The 12,534-nt window shown below is 72.1% G+C and carries 11 protein-coding genes; 6 read left to right on the top strand and 5 right to left on the bottom strand.

Features of this window, described 5'->3' with window-relative positions; genetic code table 11:
• Positions 1-5: 5 nt before the first annotated feature.
• The 5 genes from ACWDX9_RS12220 to ACWDX9_RS12200 form a co-directional block, all read right to left on the bottom strand.
• Positions 6-527, bottom strand: a complete 522-nt coding sequence (locus ACWDX9_RS12220; RefSeq protein WP_449952305.1) for a MauE/DoxX family redox-associated membrane protein — start codon at positions 525-527, stop codon at positions 6-8.
• A gap of 63 nt (positions 528-590) precedes the next feature.
• Positions 591-785 carry a hypothetical protein gene (locus ACWDX9_RS12215; protein ID WP_192789616.1) on the bottom strand — a complete coding sequence of 65 codons (195 nt, stop codon included), beginning with the start codon at positions 783-785 and terminating at the stop codon, positions 591-593.
• 74 nt (positions 786-859) lie between these two features.
• Positions 860-3,760: a BTAD domain-containing putative transcriptional regulator gene (locus ACWDX9_RS12210; RefSeq protein ID WP_449952303.1), complete on the bottom strand. Its 2,901-nt coding sequence runs from the start codon at positions 3,758-3,760 to the stop codon at positions 860-862.
• 10 nt (positions 3,761-3,770) lie between these two features.
• Positions 3,771-4,205 carry a signal peptidase I gene (lepB, locus tag ACWDX9_RS12205; protein ID WP_449952300.1) on the bottom strand — a complete coding sequence of 145 codons (435 nt, stop codon included), beginning with the start codon at positions 4,203-4,205 and terminating at the stop codon, positions 3,771-3,773.
• A gap of 75 nt (positions 4,206-4,280) precedes the next feature.
• Positions 4,281-4,661, bottom strand: coding sequence for a hypothetical protein (locus tag ACWDX9_RS12200; protein ID WP_449952297.1), 381 nt, complete (start codon positions 4,659-4,661; stop codon positions 4,281-4,283).
• A 189-nt stretch (positions 4,662-4,850) separates the two neighbouring features.
• Here ACWDX9_RS12200 and ACWDX9_RS12195 point away from each other — a divergent pair, with 189 nt between their 5' ends.
• From ACWDX9_RS12195 to ACWDX9_RS12170, 6 genes are all read left to right on the top strand, one after another.
• A complete protein-coding gene (locus tag ACWDX9_RS12195; protein WP_449952295.1) occupies positions 4,851-6,092 on the top strand; it encodes a sensor histidine kinase in 1,242 nt (413 codons plus the stop codon).
• The gene (locus ACWDX9_RS12190; protein WP_449952292.1) at positions 6,077-6,724 is read left to right on the top strand and encodes a response regulator transcription factor; all 648 of its coding nucleotides are present in this window, start codon (positions 6,077-6,079) and stop codon (positions 6,722-6,724) included. The genes ACWDX9_RS12195 and ACWDX9_RS12190 overlap by 16 nt, the downstream gene beginning before the upstream one ends.
• Before the next feature lie 115 nt (positions 6,725-6,839).
• On the top strand, positions 6,840-7,472 hold the full coding sequence (locus tag ACWDX9_RS12185; protein WP_449952289.1) for a rhomboid family intramembrane serine protease: 633 nt from the start codon (positions 6,840-6,842) through the stop codon (positions 7,470-7,472).
• Positions 7,473-7,491: 19 nt separating this feature from the next.
• Positions 7,492-7,779: a DUF1905 domain-containing protein gene (locus ACWDX9_RS12180; RefSeq protein ID WP_350733675.1), complete on the top strand. Its 288-nt coding sequence runs from the start codon at positions 7,492-7,494 to the stop codon at positions 7,777-7,779.
• A gap of 18 nt (positions 7,780-7,797) precedes the next feature.
• Positions 7,798-8,229, top strand: a complete 432-nt coding sequence (locus tag ACWDX9_RS12175; RefSeq protein ID WP_449952286.1) for a beta-eliminating lyase-related protein — start codon at positions 7,798-7,800, stop codon at positions 8,227-8,229.
• Positions 8,230-8,341: 112 nt separating this feature from the next.
• A complete protein-coding gene (locus ACWDX9_RS12170; RefSeq protein ID WP_449952284.1) occupies positions 8,342-12,526 on the top strand; it encodes a molybdopterin-dependent oxidoreductase in 4,185 nt (1,394 codons plus the stop codon).
• The last annotated feature ends 8 nt before the right edge of the window (positions 12,527-12,534 follow it).

The raw sequence follows: 12,534 nt of genomic DNA, 5'->3' as shown, positions 1-12,534 counted from the left end.
CCTCTTCAGGCGGTGAACAGCTCCAACAGGTCGTCGAGGCGCACCACGAGCAGAGCGCCCACGGCGGCGGCGACGAGAGCGAGCGCGACACCGGCCGGATGCGCCACCGCCGCGCCGGACGCGGCCCATGCGGCGAGCCCGGTGGCGCCGGACGCCGCCAGGACGAGATTGCGGATCACGTGTGGCCGGCCGAGCGGCGTGACGGACGCGCCGAAGCACCGGCACGGCGCCTGCCGCCCCCGGCGCAGGGCGACGAGGATGCCGCCGGTCAGCGCGGCGAGCGTGCCCACCGCGAGCGCGAACCCCAGCGGCACGGTCCACGGCAGCGCCAGCAGGACGACCGAGGCGGCCTCCGCCGCCACCAGGGCGTGCGCGGCCATGGTGGACACGGTTCGCGGAAGGATCTTGAGGACCACGATCGAGGACACGTACTCGCCGTACGCCGATCGGCCGCGGACCTTCCCCGCGATCGCGATCGCGAAGACGGCGGCCAGCAGCGCCCGGCACATGATCATGAGATGGAGCACGGCGTCACCCTCGTGTCCGGGGACCGGCGGCGGAGGAGGCCGCCGCCGGTCCGCGCGTTCTACCTAGCCGCCACAGACCCTGAAGGCGTAGCAGGACCCACAACGGGTCGTGCCGCCGGCGGTCGTGCAGATCTTCCTGAAGTCGGAACGCTCCCTGCAGTAGCAGTGCACGTACCACTCCGCGGCCGCCTTGGCGGACGCCTTCGGGACGAGCCTGTCGAGAATCCTGTCGCCGAGCTTGCCCAAGACAGAAGTCATGTTCGCTCCTTGTATAGCGATGCGGTCAGGCCGAAACGCTATTTGGGGGGCATACAGCGACCGATACAGCCGCGCTACACCTGGACGGTGAGCAGCCTTTCCAACACCGGGTTGAGACGCATCGACGGATCCGCGAACAGTTCCTCGGCCCGCCGGGCGTCCCCCGCGGCACGCGGGTCGCCCGACGCCGTCCTGGCCCTGGCGAGCTGGCGGGTGCAGGCGGCGTAGCCGTACGCGTCGCCGATCTGGGCGGCCAGCTCCACGGCCCTGACCAGGTCGCGCTCGGCCGCGGCGAGAGCGCCCTGCCGCAGCCGGATCTCGGACCTGCTCAGCAGCACCTCCCACTCGTCCTCCCGGTTGCCGGTCTCCTCGCAGCGGGCCAGCGCCTCGTCCATCGCGGCCAGCGCCTCGTCCCGCCGGTCGAGCAGGCAGTAGGCGCGGCCGAGCGCCGCCAGCGTGATGCTCTCGCCGTTCAGGTCGCGATCGGCCCGGCGGACGGTCAGGCACCGTTCGAAGCGGTCCACCGCCTCGGCGTCCCTGCCCAGCTGGAGCAGGAGCTCGCCCAGGCTGTGGCCGACCAGCCCGACGCGCCTGGACCCGTGCGTCTTGAGCAGCCGCAGGCTCGCGCTGATGCGGCCGAGGGCCGCGTTGAGGTCGCCGGTCTGCATGTGCAGCCAGCCGAGGTTGTGCAGCGCCATCCCCTCCTCCTCGCGGTTGCCCAGGTCGCGCCAGAGCTCGAGCGCGCGCCGCAGGTGGCCGCCGGCCGCCTCCCCCTGGCCGGCCCGCCACTCCAGCAGCCCCAGGGTCGCGAGCGTGGACGCCTCCGCGCCGCGGTCGCCGTCGCGCCGCGCCACCTCGATGGCCAGCCGCGCGATGGTCTCCAGCTCCTGCCAGTAGCCGCCCTTCATCACCGTGGCCTTGACCAGGGTCATCAGCTCGATGGCGAAGCGCGCCGTTTCCGGCTCCCCGCGCGCGGCCTGGACGGCGGCCGCGACCAGGCAGTGCAGCTCCGTGTCGAGCCACCGCACGGCCGCGGCGGGGTCACGCAGCACCAGGCCGGGATCGCGCCGGCGCTCCCGGCTCCCGCCGCCGGCTCGCAGGTGCGACTGCAGCAGGTCGCGCAGCTGGTGGCAGAGGTCGAGGTACCAGTCCAGGGCCCGCCGTACGGCCAGGTCCAGGTCTGCCGGCGAGTCGTGGGAGGCGGCCAGCTCCCCCGCGAAGAGCCGCAGCAGGTCGTGCGTGCGGAACCGGCTCTCGCCGACCGGCTCGATCAGGCGCGCCTCGACCAGCTCGTCGAGCACGGTCTCGGCGGTCTTCAGTTCGACGTCGGCCAGCGCGGCGACGAGCTCGACGCCCACCTCCGGCACCTCCAGCACGCCGAACAGGCGGAAGACGGTCCTCGCGGCGCTCGTCAGGGTCGCGTAGCCGACCTCGAAGCAGGAGCGGACGCGCAGGTCGGCCGCCTGCAGCTCGTCCAGCCGCCGCCGCTGGTTGCTCAGGCGCTCGTTGAAGCCCGCGAGCGACCAGTCCGGCCGGCCCGCGAGGCGGGCGCCGGCGATGCGCAGCGCCAGCGGATGGTGGCAGCACCAGCGCGCGATCTCGGCCGCCGCCTCCTTCTCGGCGGCCACGCGCGCCTGGCCGGCCAGCAGCGCCAGCATCCGTACCGACTGCTCCTCGTCGAACATGTCCACGGCGATCGGTACGGCGTCCAGCGTCGTCAGGGCCGACCGGCTGGTGACCAGCGCCGCGCAGCCACCGCCCGCCGGCAGCAAGGGAGCCACCTGGGCGGCGCCGACGGCGTTGTCGAGGACGACCAGGACGCGCCGGTCGGCCAGCACCGACTGGTAGAGGGCGGCCGCCTCCGCCGGCGCCGCGGGCACCTCGCCCGGAGGCACCCCCAGCGCGCGCAGGAAGCGGCCGAGCACCTCGTCGGGGCGCAACGGCGACAGGCTCGGTGTCGATCCCTGGAGGTCGGCGTAGAGGTGGCCGTCGGGGTAGCGGTCGGCCACGCCGTACGCCGCCTTCATGGCGAGCGTCGACTTGCCGATCCCGCCGGGGCCGTGCAGCGCCAGCACGGGCGGCCCCGCGCCGGCGCCCAGCACGGCGTGGATCCGGGCGAGCTCGGCCGAGCGGCCCACGAACACGCTCGGCGCGCGCGGCAGCTGGCGCGGCCGGGACCGCCCGTCGTCGGCGGGGGCCTCCTCCTCCGACAGCAGGGCCGGGTCCCTGCGCAGGATCAGCTGATGCAGCCTGCGCAGGTCAGGGCCCGGATCGATGCCCAGCTCGTCGGCGAGAACCTTCCTGGCGGCCCCGAACGCGTCCAGCGCGCCCACCACGTCGCCGCTCTGGTACAGGGCCACCATGAGCTGGCCGTGCAGCCGCTCGCGCAGCGGGTACTGCCCGATCACCTCGCGCAGCCGCTTGGCCGCCGTCGCGTGCCTGCCGAGGGCGAGCTGGATGTCCGCGTGCTCCTCCACCACGCTCAGGTAGTGGTCGGTCAGGCGCGCGACCACCTCCCGCAACGTCGGCCCCAGCGGCACGTCCTCGGCCGCCATCCCCTGCCACAGCGCGAGGGCCCGGGTGTAGGAGTCCAGGGCGGTGCTGAGATCGCGCCTGCCCAGCGCCTGGCGGGCGTGCGCGGACAGCGCCTCGAACTGGAAGAGGTCGAACTCCTCGGGCTCGACCCGCAACAGGTAACCGGCGTCCGAGGTCACCAGCCGCTCCACGGCCGGGTCGGCCGCGGGCGGCATCAGCTTGCGCAACTGCATGAGGTACGTACGCAGGTTCGCCACCGCGGAGCGGGGCGGCTGGTCCTCCCAGACCTCCGCCACCAGCGACCGGATCGGTACGACGTGGCCCGCCCGGGCGAGCAGCATGGCGAGGACGGTCCGCTGCTTGGGCGCCGTGATCATCGCCCATCCCGCCGGCGAGTCGTCGCCCTCGATCCGCAGCGGTCCGAGCATCCGGAACTTCACGTCCCGCCGCCTACAGGGCAGACCCGCCCAGCCGGCGCAGCGCTACCCCGAGCAGGCGATCGGCCGGGAAGAAACCGCGCTGCCGCGAGTCCACGCTGCGGGGGTTGTCGCCGTAGACCACCAGCGCGTCCGCGGGCACGCGTTCCGCGGCGCCGTCCACGTCCGGCGGCACCGGATCACCCGGCAGGGCGACGGCGCGCTTGATGTTCCAGCGCGTGCCGTCCGCACCCGCTCGCGGGTCGGACGGAGGTTCGAGCACCACGACATCGCCCCTGGCCACCTGGCCGATCCGGCGCCGCCGGACCAGCACCCGGTCGCCGTCGTGCAGGGTCGGAGCCATGCTCGTCCCCTCGACGGTGACCACCACGTAGCGCCGGCGGGCCACCAAGGCGCCGGCCGCCGCCGCGAGCACCCCGGCGAGCAATCCCATGCTGATCAGCTTCATCCGCTTTTCCACCGCCGGCCCCAGGGAAATATTGATCTTTATCCGGCTGAGGATCGCCGTTGGCTCCGCACCCTGTCAACCGCTGCGGAAGGCGGCGCGCAGGGCGGAGCCGTTGACGACGAACCCGGCCGCGGCGATGGGGAGGGCACATACCGCCTGCATCATGGCGAACCACATCGGGCAGATGCCAGGGATCATGTCGACGGCGACGATCGCGACCGGCATGACGATCGAGATGACGCGTACGCGCAGATAGGCCCAGCGTGCTCCCCGCGCGGCGAGGACGGTCAGCCAGTAGGTCACCGCGGCGCTCGCGAGCACCCCCGCCGACCGGCCCCACATGAACGAGGTCACCGTCTGACCGCTGATCGCCAGGACGGCGACCGTGGCGAGGACCACGACGCCGAGCGCGCCGTAGGCGGCGACGAGGATCTTGACCTTGCCGAAGGATTCCATGTCTGTTTCATCCCTTGTGTTGTCTGGAGTGGTGATCACGCTAGGGAGGGCATGGATGGGGCGGTATGGGGCTGGACGTACGGTTGGGTGGGTCCAGACCCACTTCAGGGCCGATCCGGCGGGGAGCGGCTCCGGTGCGGTGCACAGTGAAGACACCAAGCCGTGGTCGTGAAGTGAGAAGGAAGAGTCATGCGACAGTGGGTGTCGAGCGCCTGCGTGGGGTTCGTGCGCGCCTGCGTGGTGGTGGCCGTCACCGTGCCGGTCCCGGCCGTGTGGGCCGCCGCCGCGACGCTGTGGATCTGGTGGTGGGGCGGGGACCCGTGGTCGGGGACGGTGCCGTTCGTGTGGGCGTGCATCGGCACGCTCGCCCTGGCGCGCCCGGTGAGCCGGATGGTCCGCTCCGTCGTCGCGAGGTGGACGGGCACCGTCATCCCCGCCGGATACCGGCAGGCCGCGCCGGTGACGCGGCTGTCCACCGGGTACTGGTGGAACGGCTTCAGCTACGAGCGCACCAAACGCGACGCCCTCATGGACCAGAAGTGGCGGACCCGGTGGAGAGATCCCGGCTTCTGGCGCGACCTGCGGTTCACGGCGATCGCGCCGCTCACCGCGGGCGTGGTCGCCGCCGTCCCGCCGGCCGGAGCCGTGGCGGCGGTCCTCGGGTTCAGCCGGTCGTCGCTCCTCGCCGGGGTGCTCGGCCTGGTCGTGGCGGTCGCCGCCGCCCCGTACGCCTGGCGGCCCGTCGTACCGGTGGCCGTCCGCTTCCTACGGCCGTCGCCCGCAATGACGCTGGCGGACCGGGTCGACGAGCTGACGGCCCAGCGCGCGGACACCACGGTCGCGCAGGCCGCCGAGATCCGCCGGATCGAGCGGGACCTGCATGACGGGGCGCAGGCGCGCCTGGTCGCGCTCGGCCTCTCGCTGGCGACCGCGGAGAAACTCATGGAGACCGACCCCGACCAGGCCAGGACGCTGCTGCGGGACGCGCGGGTGGGCGCCGCCACCTCACTGAACGAGCTCCGCGAACTGGTCAGGGGCATCAGCCCGCCGGTGCTGAACGAGCGCGGGCTCGTCGACGCCGTCCGCGCTCTGGCCCTGGACAGCCCGCTCGACGTGGCCGTGAGCGCCGGCGTTCGGCTGCGCCTGGACCCGCCGATCGAGTCCGCCGTGTACTTCGGGGTCGCCGAACTGCTGACCAACGCCGTCAAGCACGCCCACGCGACCCGGGCGCGGATCTCCGTCACCCGCGACGAGACCGGCATCGCCGTCGACGTCGAGGACGACGGCCGGGGCGGGGCGAGTGTGAGCGCCGGAGGCGGACTCGCGGGGCTACGCCGGCGCCTGGCGGTCTTCGACGGCACCGTGGAGATCACCAGTCCGGCGGGCGGCCCGACGCGTGTGAGGATGGTCGTGCCATGCGAATCGTTGTAGCCGAAGACCTCTACCTCCTGCGCGACGGGATGGTCCGCCTGCTCCAGGCGTACGGGCACGAGGTGGTGGCGACGGCGACCACCGGGCCCGAGGCCCTCGACGCGCTGCTGAGGTGGCGGGCGGATGTCTCCGTCGTCGACGTCCGCATGCCGCCCACCCAGTCCGACGAGGGCCTGCGGGCGGCCCTCGCCGCCCGCGGCGAAGTGCCGGGGCTGCCGGTCCTGATCCTTTCGCAGCACGTCGAGCAGTTGTACGCCCGCGAACTCCTGGCCGACGGCGCCGGCGGCATCGGCTATTTCCTCAAGGAGAGCGTGTTCGACGCCGATCAGTTCATCGACGCCCTCGAACGCGTCGCGTCCGGCGGGACCGCCATGGACCCTGCGGTCATCGCCAAATTGTTGTCCAGCGGGTCCTCGGACCGACGACTCGGACAGCTCACCGAGCGCGAATACTCCGTGCTCGGCCTCATGGCCGAGGGATTGTCCAATCAGGCCATCGGCCGGCGGCTCTTTCTCAGTGAGAGCGCTATCAGCAAGTACACGACCTCCTTGTTCGGCAAACTCGGCATCACCGATGACGACAACAACAACCGCCGCGTCCTGGCCGTACTCACTTACCTGAACAAGCCCTGACGTCCTCGCCGGCCGCTGCCGTATTCGTGATCGACGGCCCCGATACTGATTCCCGGAAAAGGCACGGACGCTCCGGAGGAATCACATGGAAGCCCAAGGCCCTACGGCCGAGATCATGATCGCTGAGGCGCGCAAGGCGTTATGGGTGATGGTCGGAGCACTGGCCGTCATCTGGACGATCCAGATCGCCAACTGGGCGTCGGGCTACACGCTGAGTTACGAGTACGGAATCCAGGCGTGGAACCCCGCGAGCCTGCCCGACATCGTCTCGGCGCCGTTCCTGCACTGGAGCTGGGCGCACATCGAGGGGAACTCGGGGCCATTGTTCATCTTCGGCTTCCTGTCCGCTTATCGGGGCGTGCGCAAGTTCCTCAGCGTGACAGGGCTCATCATCCTGGTCAGCGGTCTCGGCGCCTGGTTCACCGCCAGCCCTGACGCCACCGGGGCGGGCGCGAGCGGTGTCGTCTTCGGTTACTTCGGCTACATCCTGGTGCGCGGCGCGTTCGACCGGCATCTCATCGACATCGTGGTGGGCGTGGTCATGGCCCTGTGCTTCGCCTACCAGTTCGCCGGCCTGCTGCCCCAGGAGGGGATCGGCTGGCAGGCCCACCTGTTCGGCTTTGCCGGCGGCCTGGCGGGCGGCTGGATATTCCGCGAACGCGACCGGTCCCGGCGCACGCCGTCCACTCCACCGCAGCAGAGCCCTCGAAGCGCGCTGCTGAAGGAGCTGGACGATCTCGGGCTTTGACGGCTCCTATCCTGGGTCGATGAACGTGGAGTTCAGCAGTGAGATGTGGTTCTGGAGAGGGCCGGCGCCCTGGCACTTCATCACCGTTCCGGACGAGGAGTGCCGCGATCTGGAGACGACCGCCGGCGCGGTGAGCTATGGCTGGGGCATGATCCCGGTCACGGCCCAGATACGGGAGACCCGGTGGAAGACGTCGCTGTTCCCGAAGGACGGGCGTTACATCGTGCCGGTGAAGGCGGGGGTGCGCAAGGCCGAAGGGCTCGACGTGGGGGACGTGGTGACCGTTCGCCTGACCGTTGACCTCTGACACACCGCCGGACCCCCCGTGGCGGTGCTGGAGCGACGGCTGGCCGAGCTCCTCGGCAAGGAAAGCGCGCTGTTCTTCCCCAGCGGGACGATGGCCCAGCAGGTCGCGTTGCGCCTGCACGCCGACCGGCGCGGGCGCCGCACCTTCGCCGCGCACCCGCAATCGCATCTCGACGTCTGGGAGGAGCAGGGTAACAACGCCGTTGGCCGCTCGCCCTGGCCGCCCTCGTCGGCCTCGACAGCCTGGCCGCACGCATGCCCGCCTACCGCGAGCACGCCGTCGCCATCGCGGCGGCCGTCAACGCCGACGGCGCCGCCCACGCCTCACCCCCGGCGAGGTGGTCGCCCTCATCCACGACGTGCTCGCCCGCGCCGCCTCGTGACCCTGGGCGTGTGGCGGGCGGGGATCGGCGGTGATGTGGATGTAACCGGCGGCGGTCGGCTGCTGTGACATCCGCGTAACGCCTGTTTCTTACGTTTTGCGCGTTGGATCTGCCCGGTGCGGCTGCGGCGCGCCCACGGAGAGGGAACGTCGTTCAGGCCCTGTCGAAGGGGAAGGGCCGATGACGGCGACAGACCCGAGCAACGCCATCGCGCGTGTGAAGACCGTCTGCTCCTACTGCGGCGTGGGGTGCGGGATCGTCCTGGACGTGGCCCGGGGCGCGGACGGGCGGCGCCGGGTGGTCAAGGTCGCCGGCGACAAGAGCCATCCGGCCAACGTCGGCCGCCTGTGCACCAAGGGGGCGACCAGCGCCGACATGCTCGCCGCCCCGGGCCGGCTGGAACGCGCGCTCGTCAGGCCTGCCATGGGCGTGCAGCCGGAGGAGAGCGGCGTCGACGCGGCGATCACGGCGACCGCCCGGCGGCTGCGCGCGATCCTGGACGAGCACGGGCCCGACGCGCTGTCGTTCTACGTGTCCGGGCAAATGACGCTGGAGGCCCAGTACCTGGCCAACAAGCTGGCCAAGGGGTTCGTCGGCACCAACCAGATCGAGTCGAACTCGCGGCTGTGCATGGCCAGCGCGGGCAGCGGCTACAAGCTGTCGCTGGGCTCGGACGGCCCGCCCGGCTCGTACGAGGACTTCGAGCGCGCCGAGGTGTTCTTCGTCATCGGCGCGAACATGGCCGACTGCCACCCCATCCTGTTCCTGCGCATGATGGACCGGGTCAAGGCCGGCGCCAAGCTGATCGTGGTGGACCCACGGCGCACCGCCACCGCCGCCAAGGCCGACCTGTTCCTGCAGATCCGGCCCGGCACGGACCTGGCCCTGCTCAACGGGCTGCTGCACCTGCTGGTGGAGAACGGGCACGTCGACGAGGAGTTCGTCGCCGAGCACACCCGCGGCTGGGAGGCCATGCCGGACTTCCTGCTCGACTACCCGCCCGCCAAGGTCGCCGAGCTCACCGGCATCCCCGAGGCCGACCTGCGCCAGGCGGCCCGGTGGATCGGCGAGGCCGGCGAGTGGATGAGCTGCTGGACGATGGGGCTCAACCAGAGCACCCACGGCACCTGGAACACCAACGCGCTGTGCAACCTGCACCTGGCCACGGGCGCGATCTGCCGCCCGGGCAGCGGCCCGTTCTCGCTGACCGGCCAGCCGAACGCGATGGGCGGCCGCGAGATGGGCTACATGGGCCCCGGCCTGCCCGGGCAGCGCTCGGTGCTGGTGGAGGAGGACCGCCGGTTCGTCGAGGACCTGTGGGGCCTCGCGCCCGGCACGCTGCGTACCGACGTCGGGCAGGGCACGATCGAGATGTTCTCCCGGATGGCCGAGGGCGAGATCAAGGCGTGCTGGATCATCTGCACCAACCCCGTGGCCAGCGTCGCCAACCGCAGGACGGTGATCGCGGGCCTGGAGGCCGCCGAGTTCGTCGTCACGCAGGACGTCTTCGCGGCCACCGAGACCAACGCCTACGCCGACGTGGTCCTGCCCGCCGCCCTGTGGGCCGAGGCCGAAGGCGTGATGATCAACTCCGAGCGCAACCTCACCCTGCTCCGGCAGGCCGTCGAGCCGGTCGGCGAGGCGCTGCCCGACTGGATGATCATCGCCCGGGTCGCCTGCGAGATGGGGTTCGCGGACGGCTTCTCCTATTCGAGCGCGGAGGAGGTGTTCGAGGAGATCAAGCGGGCGTGGAACCCCGCGACCGGGTACGACCTGCGCGGCGTGACGTACGACCGGCTACGCGAAACCCCCGTGCAGTGGCCCGCCCCGCCCGGCTCCGGCGAGCGCAACCCGGTTCGCTACCTCAACGACGGCCGCAGCCAGGCGACGCTCACGCGCGAGGACGGCAGCGGCCCGCGGCTGGCCTTCGCCACCCCCGACCGCCGGGCCGTCTTCTTCCCGCGTCCGCACCTTCCCGCCGCCGAGCTGCCCGACGACACCTTCCCGTATGTGCTCAACACCGGGCGGGTGCAGCACCAGTGGCACACGCTCACCAAGACGGCCAAGATCGCGAAGCTGAACAAGCTCAACCCCGGCCCGTTCGTGGAGATCAACCCGGCCGACGCCGCCGAGCACGGCATCGGCGAGGGCGATCTCGTGACGGTCTCCTCCCGGCGCGGGCGGGCCGTGTTGCCGGCGGTGGTGACGGACCGGGTGATGCCGGGCAACCTGTTCGCGCCGTTCCACTGGAACGATCTCTTCGGCGAGTACCTCAGCGTCAACGCCGTCACCAGCGACGCCGTCGACCCCATCTCCTTCCAGCCCGAGCTGAAGGTGTGCGCGGTCTCCCTCGCCAAGGTCGCCCCGGACCCCGCCACGGCCGCCCCCACCCCGGCAGCCGACGTTCGTACGGCCGCGACCGCCGAGGGAACGCGCACGCCGGACGCCGACCGTACGGCTGCGACCGCCGAGGAGGTGCGGGCTCCGGTCGCCGTTGGCGCGCTGCGCGGCCTGTTCGGGCTCGCCGACGTGACCCCGCCGGAGCTCTCCCCGTCGGAACGCCGCTATCTGTCCGGATTCCTGGCCGGCCTGGCGAGCACCCCGCTCGACGGAGCGGACGTACCGGTGCTGCCGGGTCATGCCCCCTTCGCGCCCGACCACGCGGCGTGGGTGAACGGCGCTCTGGCCGGCGCCTTCTCCCGCATCGTCCGCCCGGCGCGGAAGCCCACCGAGCCGGAGCCCGCGCCTGCCGAACCGGAGACCCCGGCACGCGAGATCGTCATCCTGTGGGCCTCGCAGACGGGCAACGCCGAGGAGTTCGCCGTGGCCGGCGCCGAGCGGCTGGCGGGCGCCGGCCGCAGCGCCCGCCTGGTCAGCATGGACGACTACGCCCCGCAGGCCCTGACGCCGGACGCGGACCTGCTGATCATCTCCAGCACGTTCGGCGACGGCGAGGCCCCCGACAACGGCACCGCGTTCTGGGACGCGCTCGCCGAGCCCGGAGCGCTGCGGCTCGACGGCGTACGCTATGCCGTCCTCGCCTTCGGCGACTCCAGCTACGACGACTTCTGCGGCCACGGCCGGCGCCTCGACCGGCGCCTGGAGGAGCTCGGCGCGCTCCGCCTCGCGCCACGCGTCGACTGCGAGCCGGACGAGCACGAACGTGCCCTGGACTGGCTCAACCAGCTCCTGTCCACCCTCGCCGATCCCGGACCGGCGCGGAGCGAACCGACGACGGCCATGCCGTCCGGCACCCGCGCCACCCCCTTCACCGCGACGCTGACGGCGAACCGGCTGCTCAGCCTGCCGGGCTCGGCCAAAGAGGTCCGCCGGTTCACCTTCGACACCGGCGGCGGGCTCAGCTACCAGGCGGGCGACGCCCTCGGCGTGCTGCCCGTCAACAGCCTGGACCTGGTCATGGAATGGCTGGCCGGCACCGGCCTCAGCCCCGCCGACACCGTCGAGCTCCCCGGGCTGGGCACGCTGCCGCTCCGCGAGGCCCTGTACCGCCACCTCGACATCACCAAGATCACCCCTGGCCTGCTGAAGTTCGTCGCCGAACGCACCCACGACCGCGACCTCGCCCGGCTCCTGCGCCCCGGCAACAAGGGTGAGCTGGACAAATGGGTGTGGGGTCGCCAGGCCGTGGACGTGCTCGCCGAGCTCCCCGTGCGCGCCACCGCCCAGGAGTGGGCCGACGTGCTCAAACGGCTCCAACCGCGCCTGTACTCCATCTCCTCCAGCCCGCTCACCAGCCCCGACCGGATCAGCCTGACGGTCTCGGTGGTGCGCTTCCGCAACCCGCGCGGCATCACGCGGGGCGGCGTGTGCTCGGCGTACCTGGCCGACAGCCCCGAGCGGACCACCGTCCCGGTGCACGTCCAGCCCACCAAGCACTTCCGGCCGCCCGCCGACCCCGGCGCCCCCATGGTGATGATCGGCCCGGGCACCGGCGTGGCTCCTTTCCTCGGCTTCCTCGACGAACGCCGGGCCCTCGGCCACCGCGGCCGCAACTGGCTCTTCTTCGGCGAGCAGCGCCGCACCACCGACTTCTACTACCGCGACGAACTGGCCGCGCTGCACGACGACGGCCTGCTGACCCGGCTGGACCTGGCCTTCTCCCGCGACCAGCGGGCCAAGGTCTATGTGCAGGACCGGATGCGCGAGCACGGCGTGCAACTGTGGAGCTGGCTGCAGGAGGGCGCGCACGTGTACGTGTGCGGCGACGCCGCCCGGATGGCCAAGGACGTCGACCAGACCCTGCGCGACATCGCGGCCCGCCACGGCGGCCTGGCCCCCGACGACGCCACCGCGTACGTCAAGCAACTGGCCGCGGCGAAGCGCTACGTCCGCGACGTGTACTGAAAGCGGCG

This window comes from Nonomuraea sp. NPDC003201, assembly GCF_053590415.1.
The sequence above is the reverse complement of the archived record's forward strand: the minus strand, read 5'-3'. Positions and strand labels throughout refer to the sequence as shown.

Bases quoted from the DNA above. Each gene is read 5' to 3' on its own strand.
- ACWDX9_RS12215 (WP_192789616.1), bottom strand. From the start codon at position 785: ATGACTTCTGTCTTGGGCAAGCTCGGCGACAGGATTCTCGACAGGCTC.
- lepB (WP_449952300.1), bottom strand. From the start codon at position 4,205: ATGAAGCTGATCAGCATGGGATTGCTCGCCGGGGTGCTCGCGGCGGCG.
- ACWDX9_RS12200 (WP_449952297.1), bottom strand. From the start codon at position 4,661: ATGGAATCCTTCGGCAAGGTCAAGATCCTCGTCGCCGCCTACGGCGCG.
- ACWDX9_RS12195 (WP_449952295.1), top strand. From the start codon at position 4,851: ATGCGACAGTGGGTGTCGAGCGCCTGCGTGGGGTTCGTGCGCGCCTGC.
- ACWDX9_RS12190 (WP_449952292.1), top strand. From the start codon at position 6,077: ATGCGAATCGTTGTAGCCGAAGACCTCTACCTCCTGCGCGACGGGATG.
- ACWDX9_RS12185 (WP_449952289.1), top strand. From the start codon at position 6,840: ATGATCGCTGAGGCGCGCAAGGCGTTATGGGTGATGGTCGGAGCACTG.
- ACWDX9_RS12180 (WP_350733675.1), top strand. From the start codon at position 7,492: ATGAACGTGGAGTTCAGCAGTGAGATGTGGTTCTGGAGAGGGCCGGCG.
- ACWDX9_RS12170 (WP_449952284.1), top strand. From the start codon at position 8,342: ATGACGGCGACAGACCCGAGCAACGCCATCGCGCGTGTGAAGACCGTC.